A 16,737-nucleotide genomic window follows, 5' to 3' on the forward strand; every position below is an offset into this window, starting at 1 on the left:
AAGCCCTTCTTACATCGGATAATAAATAACCATGCTTGCCCGTGTTAAGTGTTCCGTTCTATTGGAATAAGCATGAGCTCTGTCCGCCATGAATTTAATGGAGTCCCCTGCTTTTACACTGTATTCTTCATCATCCACCTGAATGGTCAGCACACCCTCATAGACTGTAATAAATTCCTGAGTCCTTTCTCCATGAGAATTCGAAGAAAAGGAACCGCCCTTTTCTAGCTCTATCGTATAGACTTCCACTTTTCGCCCATCTTCAGAAGGAAAGATTGAATAGACCTTATATCTCCCATCGTCCTCAACTTGAGGTTCGATCTCCTCCCGTAAAACAAGGAATGTCTCCGGCTGGGGAATGTTGATGATTGATGTATAAGGTATTTTTAACCCTGAGGCAATTTTCCAGATGGTTTTAATGGTCGGGCTGGATTCACCTGCCTCAATCTGTCTTAACATCCCTTTACTGACACCGGTCAGATCCGATACCTTGTCCAGGCTTAATTTCATCTCTTCCCTGATTCGCTTTAAGTTATTGGCCACAATCTGGTTCAAGTCTTTCAACTAGGTCTTCCCCCTTGTATCTTATCCCCCGGCAGGATATAATATATCCATCTATACGTTATATTATACTTATTTGTTCAATATAACATACGATATATACGTTCTATGCTTTATCATTATACCATTGCACTTAATAATAGATAGACTGCACAGAACCGGAGGAGAAAACATGAACAGAGAAAATCAGCTTGCAGACAGTATCAAAGAAGGACTTATCGCCGCTCTTCCCCTTATCTTCGGCTTTTTCCCCGTGGCTATGGCCTTCGGACTTCTTGCCAAAAATGTTGGCATCTCACTGGAGGACACCGGTTTGTTTTCCGTGATGGTTTTTGCCGGAGCCAGCCAATTTATGGCCTTAGACATGATCAAAGACGGTATTCCCATCGGAAGCATCATTCTTGCCACCTTTCTTCTGAACTTACGGCATTTCATTATGAGCGCTTCCTTATCGGTCAGACTGCAGGGAATTAAAAAACATTGGCTTTTTGTCATTGCCTTCGGCATTACCGACGAAGCCTTTTCCTTGATCTCTCTAAGAAACAGGACCTTAGACATCCCATTTTTACTTACCTTGCAGATCATCCCCTATTTTTCCTGGGTCGCCGGTACGATTGCCGGGTATCTTGTCGGCACCATGCTGCCGGAAACGGTTCAACTGAGTCTGGGCGTAGGTCTTTACGCTATGTTTATGGCCTTATTGGCACCTGAGATCAAGAAGTCCTTTTCCGTTTTGTTTCTGGCGGTGATGTCCGGGATTTTTTACCTGGTTGGATCACACTTCAAGCTTCTGCCCCCATCCTGGTGTTTCATTGCCGCCGTGATCCTGGCGGCCGGAATCGGCGCTTTCCTTATTAAAGAGCAGGAGGTATCCCCATGAAAAGCTATCTCCTTTTAATTACCGGCATGATGGTAGTAACCTATTTGCCCAGATTGCTGCCCCTGCTGATGATGACAGGAAGACCTCTGCCCCCTGTCTTGAAGCGATTCCTGCAGTATATACCTTATACCGCTTTGAGTGCTTTGATTATACGGGGGATCATGCAATCCGCTCCAGATATGAGATGGGCAACAGTTGTCGGTATCCTGGCCGCCGGTATCTGCTCCTGGTTGAAAGGGAGCTTAGTTTTATCCGTACTCGTTGCCATCATGGCCGCCTTTGTCGTTCTGCAACTATAGCCATCATAGCGTCATCACTGACAAATTTAAGCTTTAGCAGTCGTGACCGTGACAACATCCTCTTTCAGAGCCTCACTCTTCGCTCCTTCGATATAAACGCTTCGCGAAGGCAGGGCTACGAATACACCCAGCTCCTCCAGCAAGGCCATGATCTTAAAGTTAATATCCTCCTGAACTTCGAGAAATTTCTTCCAGTTGGTGGTGTTGGTAAAGAAATAAACAAATATATTCAGGGAATTCTCCCCAAACCGCTCAAAATAAACCAGGATGGTTTCGGGATGGACCTCCGGATGTTCTTCCAGAATGGTCCGTAAAGATTGAATGCACTGTTGAAGCTGTTCAGCTGTGGTTTGGTAACTCACTTTGAGCTGAAAATTAATTCTCCTCTTCCCCATCCTCGACCAATTGGTAATAGGGTCATTGCTCATGACCGAATTGGGGATGGTCACTACCGCGTCGGCAAAGGTTCTTACCTTAGTGCTTCTAAACCCAATCTCTTCAATCGTTCCTTCCACACTGGGGGTCAGAACCCAGTCGCCAATGTTAAAGGGGCGATCCAGCATAATGGTCACACTGCCGAATAAGTTTTTGGCTGTATCCTGAGCAGCAAGAGCAAAGGCCAGACCACCCAGCCCCAAACCCGTCAAAACACCGGCGATCTCACTAAACCAGACTTGGGCTACGGTGATCGCTCCCAAGACAATGATCACTGCTTTAGCCCCATTGCTCAAAAAAGAAACCAGCATATCGTCAAATTTATCAACCGTGAGCAGGGCCCGTTTTTCAAACAAAGCCGTAAAAACATCCGCAGCCCGGTAAGCCGACCAAAATAGAGTATATAAAATTAAAGAGCGAATGACCCTCTGGACAAACACACTGATCTCCGGGGGCAGGATCAGCATCTGGGCCGCGATCTGTAAGCCAATAATGATGAAACCCAGCTGTACCGGTTTATCCAGCGCTTCCACAATAGAATCATCGACAGTGCTCTTGGTTTTCTTAGCCAATTTTTGCATCAAGACGATGATCACTTTAGAAAATATCTTTTTCAGCAGAAGCGCCAAGAGCAGAACTAATATGGCTCCGCCAATTCTTCTTAGATTAGTGCCATAAATGACCGATTCCCATTGATTTTGCAGTTCCAGCAACAGCAGATCCATATTTACCTCCACTTAGTTCTTCATAATATTCTTAGAAAGCAGCAACAAACTATACTTAAGAAATTATACCATACTTTAAAGCCCTTCCTAAAAATATCAGACAGCAGTATAAGCCTTTTCCGGGTTAAACTAACTGCCTCTGATATTACAGCTATTTGTCGATCGTTCCCTGTTTCCGGGCGTAACTATGATCAGTAAGGGCTGAAGCCTGAAAAGAGGGAAAGATAATGCTGAAAACCGTTCCCTTGCCCAACTGGCTGGTGACCTCAATCCGGCCGCCTTGCAGCTGAACCATTTTTTTGACGATCACCAAGCCCAGACCGCTCCCTTTTTCCTGCTGGCGGCCCTCCTGCCGGTTCTTCACCCGGTAAAACCTCTCCCAAATGTGCGGCAGATCGTCGGGCGCTATGCCGGTGCCATTGTCTTCAATAGTCAGGACTACCTCCCTGCCGTAGCGTTCCTCCACCCCAACCCGGATCGTACCGTTCTCGGTGGCGGCGATGGCATTCTTCAATAAATTCCTGATAATTTGTTCCAGCCGGTCCACATCGCCGATGACCACCGTTTTTTCCACTTTTTTCTCCAGGTAAATCCCGTTCTGCTTGCTGGCAGCCACAGCCTCCATGGAAACGACGACCCCCTGGGCCAGGGCGACCAGGTCCACCGGCAGCTTCTCCACCGTGATATTACCGCTTTCCAGGCGGCTTAAGACCAGGATGTCGTCGACCAGCCTGCCGATATGTACCGTTTGCGTGTAAATAGTGTCCAAATACCGCTCCCGCAAAACCTCGTCCTGCACCACGCCGTCCCGGATGGCCTCCACAAAGCCTTGGACGGCCGTGAGGGGCGTGCGCAGCTCATGGGAGATTTCAGCAAACAGGCGGGCTCTTTCTTCATCCATCCGCAGACTTTCGCTCTGGATCTTCTGCAGTCTTTCCGTCAGTTTATTGAGCTGCCCGGCCAGGACATTGATCTCATCCAGGGGCTGGTCGTCCGTGCTCAGAACATACCCCCCGCTGCTGATCTCCCCCACCGTAGCCGCCAACCGGGAAATCGGCCGGGAAATATACATGGCCAGATTCACGGACACGATCAGAACAATCACCAGGACGGTCATTCCCCCGATCACCAGGTAAACATGGAGTTTGTTCAAGGCCAGGTTCACGTTGGAAGGCTTGGTTTCCAGTAAAATACCGTTTTCCGTGGCCTGGTTGTTGTTGCCCATCGGAACGACAACCAGAAAGGCGAGCTGTCCCGTTTCGGGGTCCGTTGTGCGGGTGATCGCCGTCCCGCCCTTGGTGAAACTCTCCACATGCCGGAGCTCTACCTTGCTGCCGGGCACCACTTCCTGCTCCGCCGAAGTGTCCAGAATCGTTCCCTCCCGGTCAAAGATGGTGATCCTGGCGTCAAAGAGATCGGCCAAGTATTTCAGGAAACTCTGTTTCTCCTGGGCCTGATCGTTGACCTCTCCTTCCGGCGCTTTGCCCCAGACATAGTTCGTTTGCTGGAGCAGGGCGAAGTTGACCCGCTTGGCCTTGCGCAATAGCTCCTGTTCGACCTGGTCGTAAGTCACCTGTTTGACCATAAAGCCGGAAAACAGGATGAGGGCGATCAAACCAATGACAAAGACCGTGACATTAGTAAACAGGATCCGTGTATAGATATTTTTATTAAACTGTTCCCCCAACAGGCGCTTGACCCCGAGCCAGAACCCCCGGACGGCGCCGGCTGCCTGCTGAAGTTTCCGCCTGATCCATCGCAAATCATTACGCAAAACCGGTCTCTCCCCCCTTGACCGGAGGTGTGAACTTGTACCCTACACCCCAAACAGTCTGCAGGTATTCGTGAGGCAAAGACGCCAGCTTTGTCCGCAACCTGCGAATATGAACATCCACTGTACGCTGATCGCCGAAGTAGTCATATCCCCAGACAGCCCCCAGCAATTCCTCCCTGGTAAAGACCCGCTGGGGATTCTGGGCCAGGTGATAAAGCAGATCGAATTCTCTGGGGGTCACTTCGCTTTCCGCGGCGTCCACCAGCACTTTCCTGATATCGGCCCGGATTTCCAGCCCGGGATATTTCAACTGCCAATTCGTGGCCGGGTCCGCCGCCTGGCTGCGCCGCAGCACCGCTTTGATCCTGGCGACCAGTTCCCGCGGGCTGAAAGGTTTGGCAACATAGTCGTCGGCACCCATTTCCAGGCCGAGAACACGGTCCGCCTCTTCCCCTTTGGCCGTCAGCATAATGATCGGAATCATGCGCACCGCCCTTAAGTTTCGGCACAAAGAAAGCCCGTCCTGACCGGGAAGCATAATATCCAGGATGACGACATCCGGATTCTCCCGGTCGAAGGCGGCCAGCACCAGGTCCCCGTCGTCGACAGCGACCACTTCGAACCCCTCTCTCTCACCATATAACTTGACCAGTTCCAAGACATTCTGGTCGTCGTCGACCACCAAGACTTTCCCCAAAAACAGCATCGTTTCCCTCCTCAGCGGTTTTTATCCTACTCTTACTCATAGTTCATCGATTTATGGCGGTCCACAAATTGCCATTTTTCTTCCGGCCGGAAGCGGAAAATGCTGAGAAGCAGATACTTCTCAGCTCTTTTCTTTTCGTCCCCTTGCCGCAAATGTTAATCATTGTTACAGAAATCACACATTTTTTCCCTTCCCAGTCATTATAGGGCAGAAATTTTACCTATCCTTTACCGCAACATGAAAGTATTTTGCCAATCTGTTAACAACTATTACAAGACGAAAAACCTCCGCCCCGGGAAGTTGCCAAGTGCAGAAAATATCCTTTATAATACAAACATGGAATACAGATATGGATTTTGGCAAAGCGGGGGATGAAGATGATAAACACAGGCATTTTTGCCAGACCGAAACGAATTCTGATTTGCTCCTGCCTGCTGGTTTTGCTGTTTGCGGAACCGACCGCGACAGCTTCCGGCGCTACATACCTTGAGGCCCGGGAATTGCCTCCCCCGCCAGAGGCCATCCTTGACGATGAGGTGAACATAAACGTGAAAAACTTCGGCGACTACGAAATCAGAACAGGTGTGACGGATTCCAAGGTTGCCGTCATCGCCATTCATGGGGGGAAAATCGAGCAGGGGACCAGCGAATTGGCTTACGCCTTGTCCGCCCGCAATCATTACAACTATTATACCTATCTGGGCGTGAAAGACAAAGACAATGCCTCCCTGCATATTCCTTCCGCTCAGTTCGAAGAGCCGGCCGCCCTGGCCATGGTGGCCCAATCGGAAACAACCTTATCCATCCACGGCTGTTCCGGTGCGGGCGAGTTTACCTATATCGGGGGCCTGGACACCTCATTGGCCGGCAAAGTCAAGGACGCCCTGACGGAGTACGGCTTTACCGTGCTGGATGCGCCGAAGCACCTGGCCGGCCTGTCCCCGGACAATATCGTCAACCGCAACCAAAACGGGGGCGGCGTTCAGCTGGAAATCTCAAAGGGCTTGCGGGCACAGTTTCTGGATGCCGACAGCAGCCAACTGACCAGGTATGTTGCGGCGCTCAGCGAAGCCCTCGGCAACAGGCCATAGAGGCTGCCCAGGTCAGCATCTGTCTGGATCGGCAATCAAAACAGTACACTCAATTAAAACGGTACACTCTTAAATACGAAAGCTGCAAACCCTTTTTAGGCGGTTTGCAGCTTTTTGTTTATCCCTGTTGTTACTCTGGGGTATTTTCTTGTTATTCCTGGATATTTTCAATCAATTCTTTGGGGGTTTTGGCTCCCTTCTTCAAGATCTGGTTGACCTTTTTCTCAAAGTTGGGCTTGGTCGGATCAAACTTGTGGAGAAATCCATTATAATTGGCGTTGGTGATTTTCTCCAGCTGGGATACGATCACCGGCCAGCTGCCGCTTAAGGCGTCATCGATGGCGCCCGCATAGCCGGTTAAGGTGACAGGATCCGCTGCCAGTTTATCCCGTAACCCTTTGGAAACGGCGATCTGAACTCCGCCCAGCCGGTAACTGTCCTTAAACAGTTGATTCTGATTCACGATATTGCTGTCCAGGATTCCGGCGATCCGGTCGGGGACACTTAAGGTCTGCACCTGGTAGCCTTTAGTGGTCAGGTGCAATTTGATCAATTCCGCCAGCAGCTTATTCTGGCCGCCGATATAGGTGATTTCATCATCCCCTGCCGCTCCGACCACGGAAACCGTGTAATCCGAATCCTGAACCATGCTGACCGCTGTGGGTTCGTCAAATTCGACGGCCCTCAGGAAAAGGCTGCCGTTATCCGCCGCTTTCAGACCCTCAAAGAAATAGGTATTATACTTGCCGTAGCCGTTCAAGGCTTCGACCAGCTCCGAAGTCCCTCTTTCAATCCCGCCCCCGTGCAGGGCCAAAACGGTGGTGTCGCTGCCGATATCATTGGTTTTGATGGTGTAGTCCGCAGGCGCTTCCGCCGCGGACAGTTCGGCAAAACTGTGATACCCCGGTGTCAGGGCATAGGCGCTGGCGCCAATCCCAAATGTAAACACTAAAGCAACCGCTAAAATTTTGTTGAGTCCTTTTTTCATACTTTTTCTCCTTTCAACTAGAGGAACAAATAATTGACCCCGATAACCGCCAGCATGACTCCCATAACCACAAGGGCCTGGGTGCCGGTCCTACGCTTGCTGATCTTCATCAGATACAGGCATTTTTCTTTGATGGTCAACGCCTTATTCATCGTTCTCCTCCTTTCTCAAATTTGGACATTCAACAGCACTGCGCACCCGTAAGTCAGCACACTCAGCAGGCCCGTGCTCAAAAATGTTGTGGCCAGGCCCTGACGCTGAATGGTATTGGCCAACAGACCGGGTACGATAATGCCGACTGCCGCCAGTCCGGAGATCATACTATAATCAAAAACAGGCACCAGGGCATGGATGATAAACTGTAAGACGATGGCCACCGTGATCATGGCCACAAATTTTCGCTTGCCGTATAAAATGGTGACTTTACTTACACCGAAATAAACGATGGCATAAGTCAGAATGCTGATCAGAAACGTCAGGAAAATGGCCTGGGGCTGTCTGGCGAGCATGGCCAGATAGCCGGGCACCACCAGACCGGCAGGCAGTATGCCCGTGATTTCCGTAAACAGCAGACTTAAGATCACACCCATGATGATCATCGCGTCAATATTGGTCAGCAGCAACGATCTGCCTCCTTTCCTCCTGTTGGATGAAGCCATTGCTTGTGGGGTGTATGATCAATTCGACCAATTCTTCCCCGCCCCCGTGGATGTTGCCGACGCCGAAAACCATCCTGCCTGTGAAATCATCCTTGATCATGTGATACACCTCATGGGGAGACAGTCCCTCGGCATTGATATATTGGCGGGGCTCTATTTTCCCGGTGTGAACACCTTCGCTGATGGGGCCCACTGTCTCCCCCATAGCCACGAGAATCTCAATATCCATCTGCGGCAGGACCTCCCCGGCAAACTGCAAGGTCCGGTCCACCCGGTCGGGCCGGCAGTTGACAATGACCATGGGGTTTGCCGTGGCATAGCCCATCGCTGTGATATGGTCCCAGATCAGGCGGGTCGAATTGGGATCATTGGCCGCAAAGCCGTTGACAAAATAACTCCCCTCCTGCTTATCCAGGGGATGGATCATCAGGGCCCCCGGGTCCGGATTGGCATTCAGCATTCCCCTTAAGGCCGTGTCCTTGTCGATGTTCAGGGCTTTGGCCACCGCCAGCGCCAGGGCGATATTTTCCGGGAAAACGATATAGCTGAACTTTTCCAGGTAACCGGCTGGAATTTCCTTTTCATCGGTAATCAGGACCCGGCTGTTCCGTTTGCCCGCCTCCCGCCGGAAATAATCGTTATAACGGCTGTCCGCCACAACCAGGGTTCCGTTCCTGGGAATGGTGGCTGTAAACGACTCGGCGATAAAGTCCAAGGTAGGGCCGCACATATCCATATGGTCTTCCCGCACATTGACAATCACGCCGACATTGGCTTTCACCAGCTTCTCCTGGAATGTGATCTGGTAATCGGGATTGACCGCCATGCACTCCGTGACAAAGGCGGAAGCACCCAGCCGGGCCGCCTTGCGGACGACTGTTTTTTGTTCGATAATGTTGGGCCCCAGAGGGCCCCGTTTGATCGGTTCTTCTTCCTCCCGGTCCCAGTAAATAATTCTGGCACTGGTTCCGGTCGTTTTCCCGACAACCTTCTCTCCCGCCTCCTTCAGAATCCCGGTAATCAACCTGGTGGCCGTTGATTTGCCCCTGGTGCCGTTGATATTGACCCGAAGGGGGATACGGTTCAGGTTTCGATTATGTCTGATCTGCTCATACACACCCAGGCAAAAAACAAAAAACATCAGCGCTAGCGCAAACTGCAAATCGATCTGTCCTTTCGTCCAAGAATTAACAAATGGAACCCCCTCTCGCCGTTCATTATACGTGACAAATATGACCCAATATTTACCGGAAACAGAATATTTGTTACAGATTTTTAAACAAATGTTACAAAATGCCTATAAACTAAAAAAACTCCGAGAGCATCTCTCGGAGGAAATAGGTTTTCATTATGGACAAGAACAGGATCAACAACGGTAATCCTGGGTTGTTAACTTAAGATAATCGATAAGCTCCTTGCTGATTTCAGTTTGGGAATTGACTGCACGATACACCACCCCAATGGTGATGTTATTGTGCTTTTCGATGGCTATAGGGAGCACTTCCCCCTTCTTAAAGATAAGCTCTTTTTCCAAACCGATTCCGGTAACGAAACCCACCGCCAGGCCTTCTTCAATCACCTTTTTGTAAATCTGCATACTGTTTGATTTCTGGATCTGCAGATCGGCGGGGTCCTGATAGCGCTTGATAATCTCCAGAATCCAGCCATAAAGATCCTCGGAAACGATCAGTTTTTGCTTAAAGAGCTCGGTATGAGTGACCACGCGCTTGTTTTTGAGGGGGGACTTTTTCCCGGCACATACAAAAATCTTATCGTCAAGTATACTTTCGTAGCTCAATCCCAGATCATGAACAGCCTCAAAAAATCTCGGATCTTCACTTGTCCGAAAGATAATGCCAAGATCACTTATCCCTGCGGCTACATTACACATAATTTCCTGGGGACTATGCTCCTCTAAAATCACATTGACCTGGGGATGCAGCTTATAAAAAGAAACCAGGATATCCGGCAGGGTCATATAAGGGACCACATCAATGCGCAGCTTCCCTTTTAAAACCTTTTTAGGAAGGGGCTTGCTGAATTGGGAATAGAATTCGTCAATCTTAGTTAGGAGCTCCTGCGCTTTATTGACAAATTCCTCCCCCTCCTTTGTAAGCGATACACCCTTATAGGAGCGCACTAAAAGCTCAACGCCGAACTCCTTCTCCAAATTACGAATGGCGACGCTAAGATTCTGCTGTGAGACATGAATCTGCTCAGCAGCGACACTCAGAGATTTATTTTTGCTCACTTCAACAAGATAATATAGCTGCTCGATACGCATAAACAGCATCCATCCCATCATCCATATAGCAAGTTCTGTATTAAATTAATTATAGATCAAATAGATACCCTTTCCCAGCTCTATTTGTTCCATGTTTCTCATATTTATTTAGATTTCCACTTTACTGCTCAACCAACTGTCAACGAGTACATACTTTACACGGAAATCTTGTTTTAAGGTACGCTTGAACCTAGTTAAGACATTCGTAATATTCCTTCTTACCTTCACGAAGGCGTTTGGCGCCAAGGGATTGAGGATCCCGTTCTTTTTTGAACTGCTCGGCGATGTTGCACTTTCTGAAGATTATACTCAAAGACCCTTTTCTGTTTCCTTCCTCACCAGATCTGTTCTGCCCAGGGCGAGGAGCTCTTCTATTTTTCATCTTCCAAAAGAGTAACCCTGATTACAGGATTGACTGTTCTTCTTGGATAGCTCTCTTGAACTTCACCGAGATAAGTAACAGAAATAGTGTCCCCTATCTGTAAATCTTCCCGGGTGATTTGTGTATGTCTCCATTCTAACTTGGTTTTATTATCAACGCTAAAATAGACTTCACCTCGATTATTTATATCATTGACATCCAAACCATTTACCAGGAAGTTATTTTGATCAATATCCTCAATAGTTGCATAAAATGTAGCCCCTGCTATCGGATCAGCAGTATTTCGTCCAATCCAAAACCCTCCGTTTGCCACTGCCACTAATAGTATTAAATAACCAATTAAAATAGTTTTTTTCATTACACACCTCTTATTCGCCGGTTAGAATTATAGCCTGGACATCACCACGGGTCTTAAAAATAATCCGAAAAATACGGTGTCTGCTGTTCAATAGCATCCTCAAGCATATCCACAGTTTTCGATCTGCAGGATATGCGCCCAATCTTGTGCAGATAGTCCGGCCGCTTATATCCTAACAACATAGTCGTCATGGTCTGAATATCAATTTTATCGTTGCTTTTCTCCGACGCACGAATGACTTCGCCTTGGCCTGCCGCAGTGATACGCAGTGTAAAAACACCTTGATTCCACGAAAGCAGCGGATCATCCAACATAAATGTCCATTCTCGATCCGTCGTGTCCGGCTTAAAGGGGTATTGGGCAATAAATTGCTCTAAATCCACGATCCGTGCCATGAAATAAGGAGAGATCGTTTCCTTGATATCAGCGTCCTCCAGCAAAAACGCCAGAGGTTCGTCCGTGTACGTATGGCCTACGACCTTGGCAATCATAGAAAAATGTGCGCTGATAAAATTCCAGAGTCCGCTGCGGGCCTCCTCATTGATAAAGATCATATCCTTGATGTGAAAAACCTCATCTGCAATTCGGTAAAGCACATAACCATCCGGCTGTCCGCTCTCATTATAGTATACAGCCGCCATCATATCATCAGGATCCCACAGCCAATATTCCCGCCACGCAAGATCATTGCGCAGCATAGCGCCATGAGTTTGAAGAGCGAAGCGCTCATACGTTTTTTTCACCTGCTCGTCTTCCACCGGTACGCGTTCTATCTCACCAGACACCTGTTTATTCTTAGGCAGTTGATAATCCTGAATTTCATATATGATTCGATCGGAAATGATCTCCCAGCCTTTCCGGCGATAATAAGGGATGGAATATGGATACAGGAAGGAAATCGACTGGCCCTGCTTTTTCATGTTTTCCAGCGCCTGATACAACAACTTATGCATGAGTCCTTGATTGGTATACTCCGGGTATGTGCCGACTCCGGTAAGCCCTCCCATATTATAAGTTTTATTGAAGATGCGTACCTGTAAAGGATAAACCGCTACCTGAGAGATAAGTTTGTCCCCGTCAAACCATCCCCACACATCCGCCTGCTCCAAAACAGGGGATTTGGCACGTATAATCTCATCCTCTTCCCAGCCAATTTGATGTAATTGCCGGTCAGTTACCTGAAAGACATATCTCAGCAGTTGATTGTACTGTTCAAGATGCTCCAGGCCGGCCTTTTTGATTTTTAGCTGCTTTCTCCTGCTCATAAAATCCTCCTTTCAAGCAACTCTTTGTTCGATACGGTGGGGCACTCGCTCATTCATGATAATCATCGCTACAATAAAAACACAGCCCAATGGGACATAGTGCTCTTCTCCGTAATAAAGACGTACAACGACAACGCCTCCTTGCTGAAGCGCCATAACGATTTTACTTGTCTGGCCGATAAAGACATTTTCTTTAGTCAGATAAGCGATTTCAATGGGGAAATCTTTAGCCTTGCCGAATTGACACAGCCAATTGCTGATAAACATCATGGCCATGGTGGAGGTCCCTTTTTTGCCGATCTCTCCCTTATCATTATAGACATCCAGACAATAAAGCATAATATATTTAATAACATCAGGCGGTATTTCTTCCCGATCAAAAAGAAAGCTGATGGCATTCATCATCGTTGTTGGCCCGCAGTCATATTCGGTCGCTTGATAACTTAACGGAACTTTCACTGGCCTCACCTCAATCCCAGATAATTATTATTAACTTATTATACAAATATCAAGCCATAGGGACAACCAAAACAACGATAAGCTATTGCCGCAAAATAATTGTTTCAAATCCATAAAAACCATAGCTTTATAGGCAGTATACATTCCCTTTATCGGACAAACAAAAAAGGCGTACCCGCTCCACTAATGAGAGAGGTACGCCTTTGTCTATTTCATTCGTCAATATGCTCTAATCCCTGACGGTAAAGTTCCTGAACATGGCTATCATGAAGGGAATAATAGACCATTTTCCCCTCCCGCCGGTACTTGACAAGATTGCTGCTCCGCAAAACCCTGAGTTGATGGGAGGTGGCAGACTGACTTAAACCCAGAAGTTCAGCGAGATCGCAAACACAAATCTCCGTCTTGGCAAGCGCATCCATAAGCCGTACCCGGGTAGGATCTCCCAGAGTCTTGAATAAATCCGCCAATTTGGTGGCCCGATCCAGGCTCAGCATCTGATCAGCATAAGCACGAATCACATCCGGGTGGGTGCATACCACCTCACATGAAACGTTTTCATTATTTTCATGATACTTATTGGAAGTCATTGTCAGATTCACCCCATTATGCTAGTCCCTGCTGATTAGTACTATATCAGTAAATCTGCAGCATGACAAGTAAAGGGGGATCAAAGGCTCGGAAGAGCGGCAGCTTTTTCAGGGCGGGTATAACGTCTGACACGGGTAGCATTTAAAATCGCCAGCAAAGCCACTCCCACATCAGCGAAAACAGCTTCCCACATGTTTGCCACGCCAAACATGCCCAGCCCAATAAAACCAAGTTTGATAACCAATGCGAAGCCAATGTTCTGCCAGATCACCTTTTTGGTAAACTGTGCAATATCCATTGCACTTACCAATTTACCTGGCCGGTCTTCCATCAGAACCACATCCGCCGCTTCGATAGCCGCATCAGAGCCCAAACCACCCATCGCTACTCCAATATCGGCCCGGCTTAAGACCGGCGCGTCATTAATCCCATCCCCAACAAAGACAACTTTTCCTTTCCCCTTAAGCTTCTGTTGGTAATGCTCAAGCCAGGTGACCTTATCTTCCGGAAGCAAATCTCCATGATATTCCCGGATTCCTAACTGTTCAGCCACAGCTTCGGCAACGCTGCGCTGATCCCCGGTGAGCATAACTGTGGTAATCCCCCCCTGGTTCAACTGAGCCACCACTTCTTTAGCCCCTTCTTTGGACCGGTCGGAAATCATCAGAACTCCTGCGTATTCGCCATCCACCCCAATATAGACTTGAGTCCCCACTTCGCTCATTTCCAGCTCAGGAACGGCTATGGAATTCTCAAGCAGGAGGTCCTTTTTACCCACTAATACCACTTTACCTTTGAATTCTGAGCGAATTCCCTTGCCGCTGATTTCTTCATAATGAGTGAGCGAAACAGAATCAATCTCTTTACCCCATTTATCCCGAATGGATTTGGCAATGGGATGGCTGGAATGAACTTCAGCTGCGGCAGCAATTTCCAGCAGCTGCGCTTCCGTGTAATGCCCGCTTGTTTCTATTTTATTGACTTCAAATACCCCTTGGGTTAAAGTTCCCGTCTTATCGAAGATTACTGTTTTTACTGAGGTCAAAGCTTCTAAATAATTGGCCCCTTTAACCAGAATCCCATGACGGGAAGCTCCGCCGATTCCTCCAAAATAACCGAGAGGTACGGAAATCACCAAAGCACAGGGGCAGGAGATAACGAGAATCGTCATGGCCCGATAGAGCCATTCCCGGAAATCCCCTCCCATAAAGAGAGGCGGAATCAAGGCAATACCTAATGCTATGACCACCACGGCCGGGGTGTAGTACCGGGCAAAGGTCGTGATGAACTTTTCTGTTTTGGCCTTCCGGGCGCTGGCGTTCTCCACCAGATCAAGGATCTTCTGAACTGAAGAATCGGCAAACTCCCGGGTCACACGAACGGTGAGCACCCCTGAGGTATTGATGATTCCTGCCAGAACCGAATCCCCGACTTTGACTGACCGCGGGACGGATTCACCCGTCAAAGCCGATGTATCCACATAAGAAGACCCATGAACAATTTCCCCATCCAACGGAACCTTCTCCCCGGGGCGAATCAGAATCAGCTGCCCTATATGCACATCATCCGGATCCACCTTTTTCGTCTCTAATCCATTGACCAGATTGGCATAATCCGGGCGAATATTAAGCACCGCTTGGATGGAACGCCTTGAGCGGTTGACTGCCCGATCTTCAAAGTATTCTCCCACAGCGTAGAAGAGCATAACTCCTACCGCCTCCGGAAGTTCATGAATGGCAATGGCCCCCAGGGTGGCGATACTCATCAGAAAATTTTCATCGAAAACCGAACCGCGCATAATATTTCGGAACGCTTTGGCCAAGACTTCATACCCGACCAAACCATATGCCAATAGAAAAACAAGGTATTCAAGGACCTCCAGGGAGGTATTATGCCAACGCGAGCCAAAAATCAGCCCAATTACCAGAAAAATACCCGCAATGAAAATTTTTAATAGCTTTTGTTTCGTTTCCTTTGCTTCCTCTTCCGCATCATGAACACTGTTCTTTACGGCCTTTTTCTCCACGGGCATAAGTTTTACCCCTGGTTCTATTCTCTCGATGATTTCCTGGGCTTTGCTCATCATCCCAGGCGGCAGTAAGACTGTTTTCATGGCATAGTTGATTGTTGTTTCCCCTATACCTTCTGTTGCACATAGCGCCTGCTCCATTTTAGCCGAGCAGTTAGGGCAAAACTCCCCTTCAATCCGATATTGAACCTTTTCCGGAGCGTTCACAGTTCCCTTCTCTTTCACTGCCACAAGCTTAACTCCAGGTTCGATTTTCTCAATGATGGCTTGAGCTCGGCCCATCGTCCCAGGGGGTAAGAAAACCGTTTTCATCGCATAATTGATGCTCGTCTCCCCGATTCCCTCCGTTGCACTTAATGCCCTTTCCATTTTAGCTGAACAATTGGCGCAGAACTCGCCTTCAATGCAATATTTCACCCGTTCTTGTGATTGACTACGACTGCTGTCAGGCATTCTCTTTCCCTCCAAACCTCGCTTAATGCTTCTTCATATAATGATTTCTCTTAATTGTTCATTTACACATATGAATATCTGTTCATATATAGAATATCAAATCCACTCTCTTACTTCAAGATAGTATCTTAAATTAATTTTATTTACCTACCCTGCACTGAAGCTTTTCCAGCTACAAAATCAACGGCGGCGGATGCCATGCCCTCCAGCCTGGCCACATCCCTTTCGATTTTAGCAGCGCAATTGCCGCAGCAAAGCCCTTCCAGAATAAACTCTTTTTTGATTGCCGCTTCCATAGTTCATTCCTCTTTCATAATTCAATTAATTGAACAGTTGCTCTATCGTTCAACCATCAAGGCAAACTAACCCCAACCCAGTTACCATAGATATAATGCTCAGCAATGCAACTCTCCGCCCATTTACTTTTCGCAAATATGAAGAAGCCCCTGATCAAAGATGGTCTTAACGTGATCATCCGCAAGGGAGTAGTAAACAACCTTCCCGGATTTACGGTAGTTGACCAGCTTTGACTGTTTCAGCACTCTAAGTTGATGTGAGATTGAGGATTTGGTCATGCCCAAAAGCACGGCAATATCGCAAACACACATCTCGGCACGGAATAAAGCGCAGAGAATTTTCACCCGTGTCGAATCGCCAAACACCTTGAATAAATCCGCAAGATCGATCAGGTTATCTTCATCAGGCATATGCTCCCTGACATCTGCAACCACATCCTCGTGGATTGTATTACAATCACATCTGTCAAAATCAGCGGTATAGGCGCACATAAAACATTCA

19 protein-coding genes are annotated in these 16,737 nt (G+C 48.0%); 3 read left to right on the forward strand and 16 right to left on the reverse strand.

Annotation, left to right across the window (positions count from 1 at the left end; all coding sequences use genetic code 11):
• Nucleotides 1-9: 9 nt before the first annotated feature.
• Nucleotides 10-564 carry an XRE family transcriptional regulator gene (locus DESLBE_RS12190; protein WP_144677029.1) on the reverse strand — a complete coding sequence of 185 codons (555 nt, stop codon included), beginning with the start codon at nt 562-564 and terminating at the stop codon, nt 10-12.
• A 169-nt stretch (nt 565-733) separates the two neighbouring features.
• Here DESLBE_RS12190 and DESLBE_RS12195 point away from each other — a divergent pair, with 169 nt between their 5' ends.
• Both DESLBE_RS12195 and DESLBE_RS12200 read left to right on the forward strand, forming a co-directional pair.
• On the forward strand, nt 734-1,441 hold the full coding sequence (locus tag DESLBE_RS12195; RefSeq protein ID WP_144677031.1) for an AzlC family ABC transporter permease: 708 nt from the start codon (nt 734-736) through the stop codon (nt 1,439-1,441).
• The gene (locus DESLBE_RS12200) at nt 1,438-1,740 is read left to right on the forward strand and encodes an AzlD domain-containing protein (RefSeq protein ID WP_005807927.1); all 303 of its coding nucleotides are present in this window, start codon (nt 1,438-1,440) and stop codon (nt 1,738-1,740) included. Before DESLBE_RS12195 ends, DESLBE_RS12200 begins: the two co-directional genes overlap by 4 nt.
• Nucleotides 1,741-1,766: 26 nt before the next feature.
• Here DESLBE_RS12200 and DESLBE_RS12205 read toward each other — a convergent pair whose 3' ends face one another.
• The 3 genes from DESLBE_RS12205 to DESLBE_RS12215 form a co-directional block, all read right to left on the reverse strand.
• Nucleotides 1,767-2,900: a mechanosensitive ion channel family protein gene (locus tag DESLBE_RS12205; RefSeq protein ID WP_144677033.1), complete on the reverse strand. Its 1,134-nt coding sequence runs from the start codon at nt 2,898-2,900 to the stop codon at nt 1,767-1,769.
• A 151-nt stretch (nt 2,901-3,051) separates the two neighbouring features.
• On the reverse strand, nt 3,052-4,674 hold the full coding sequence (locus tag DESLBE_RS12210) for a HAMP domain-containing sensor histidine kinase (protein WP_144677035.1): 1,623 nt from the start codon (nt 4,672-4,674) through the stop codon (nt 3,052-3,054).
• Entirely contained in the window at nt 4,667-5,380 is a 714-nt protein-coding gene (locus DESLBE_RS12215) for a response regulator transcription factor (RefSeq protein ID WP_144677037.1), read from the reverse strand. The genes DESLBE_RS12210 and DESLBE_RS12215 overlap by 8 nt, the downstream gene beginning before the upstream one ends.
• 377 nt (nt 5,381-5,757) lie before the next feature.
• Between DESLBE_RS12215 and DESLBE_RS12220 the strand changes: the two genes are divergently transcribed.
• Nucleotides 5,758-6,471, forward strand: a complete 714-nt coding sequence (locus tag DESLBE_RS12220; protein WP_243131306.1) for a poly-gamma-glutamate hydrolase family protein — start codon at nt 5,758-5,760, stop codon at nt 6,469-6,471.
• Between the two features lie 151 nt (nt 6,472-6,622).
• Here the strand turns inward: DESLBE_RS12220 and DESLBE_RS12225 are convergent, their stop codons facing one another.
• The 12 genes from DESLBE_RS12225 to DESLBE_RS12275 all read right to left on the reverse strand — a co-directional run bounded on the left by DESLBE_RS12225 (nt 6,623) and on the right by DESLBE_RS12275 (nt 16,727).
• Nucleotides 6,623-7,459, reverse strand: a complete 837-nt coding sequence (locus DESLBE_RS12225) for a poly-gamma-glutamate hydrolase family protein (protein WP_144677041.1) — start codon at nt 7,457-7,459, stop codon at nt 6,623-6,625.
• A gap of 17 nt (nt 7,460-7,476) precedes the next feature.
• Entirely contained in the window at nt 7,477-7,611 is a 135-nt protein-coding gene (locus DESLBE_RS27310) for a hypothetical protein (protein WP_282432838.1), read from the reverse strand.
• A gap of 15 nt (nt 7,612-7,626) precedes the next feature.
• The gene (pgsC, locus tag DESLBE_RS12230) at nt 7,627-8,082 is read right to left on the reverse strand and encodes a poly-gamma-glutamate biosynthesis protein PgsC (RefSeq protein ID WP_015943109.1); all 456 of its coding nucleotides are present in this window, start codon (nt 8,080-8,082) and stop codon (nt 7,627-7,629) included.
• Complete coding sequence (pgsB, locus tag DESLBE_RS12235; protein ID WP_144677043.1) at nt 8,063-9,280, reverse strand: poly-gamma-glutamate synthase PgsB; 1,218 nt, start codon at nt 9,278-9,280, stop codon at nt 8,063-8,065. The genes pgsC and pgsB overlap by 20 nt, the downstream gene beginning before the upstream one ends.
• A 204-nt stretch (nt 9,281-9,484) precedes the next feature.
• The gene (locus tag DESLBE_RS12240; protein WP_144678648.1) at nt 9,485-10,402 is read right to left on the reverse strand and encodes a LysR family transcriptional regulator; all 918 of its coding nucleotides are present in this window, start codon (nt 10,400-10,402) and stop codon (nt 9,485-9,487) included.
• A gap of 371 nt (nt 10,403-10,773) precedes the next feature.
• Entirely contained in the window at nt 10,774-11,142 is a 369-nt protein-coding gene (locus DESLBE_RS12245; protein ID WP_144677045.1) for a hypothetical protein, read from the reverse strand.
• Nucleotides 11,143-11,195: 53 nt separating this feature from the next.
• Nucleotides 11,196-12,407, reverse strand: a complete 1,212-nt coding sequence (locus DESLBE_RS12250; protein ID WP_015943106.1) for a GNAT family N-acetyltransferase — start codon at nt 12,405-12,407, stop codon at nt 11,196-11,198.
• A gap of 12 nt (nt 12,408-12,419) precedes the next feature.
• Nucleotides 12,420-12,866 carry a hypothetical protein gene (locus DESLBE_RS12255; RefSeq protein WP_243131308.1) on the reverse strand — a complete coding sequence of 149 codons (447 nt, stop codon included), beginning with the start codon at nt 12,864-12,866 and terminating at the stop codon, nt 12,420-12,422.
• Nucleotides 12,867-13,078: 212 nt separating this feature from the next.
• Entirely contained in the window at nt 13,079-13,456 is a 378-nt protein-coding gene (locus tag DESLBE_RS12260) for a metalloregulator ArsR/SmtB family transcription factor (protein ID WP_026184180.1), read from the reverse strand.
• Nucleotides 13,457-13,536: 80 nt separating this feature from the next.
• Complete coding sequence (locus DESLBE_RS12265) at nt 13,537-15,939, reverse strand: heavy metal translocating P-type ATPase (RefSeq protein WP_144677047.1); 2,403 nt, start codon at nt 15,937-15,939, stop codon at nt 13,537-13,539.
• A gap of 143 nt (nt 15,940-16,082) precedes the next feature.
• Nucleotides 16,083-16,235: a heavy-metal-associated domain-containing protein gene (locus DESLBE_RS12270; protein WP_005807903.1), complete on the reverse strand. Its 153-nt coding sequence runs from the start codon at nt 16,233-16,235 to the stop codon at nt 16,083-16,085.
• A 123-nt stretch (nt 16,236-16,358) separates the two neighbouring features.
• Nucleotides 16,359-16,727 carry a metalloregulator ArsR/SmtB family transcription factor gene (locus DESLBE_RS12275; RefSeq protein ID WP_005807902.1) on the reverse strand — a complete coding sequence of 123 codons (369 nt, stop codon included), beginning with the start codon at nt 16,725-16,727 and terminating at the stop codon, nt 16,359-16,361.
• Between the last annotated feature and the right edge of the window lie 10 nt (nt 16,728-16,737).

It is taken from the genome of Desulfitobacterium sp. LBE, from assembly GCF_007830365.1.
Classification (GTDB): domain Bacteria; phylum Bacillota; class Desulfitobacteriia; order Desulfitobacteriales; family Desulfitobacteriaceae; genus Desulfitobacterium; species Desulfitobacterium hafniense.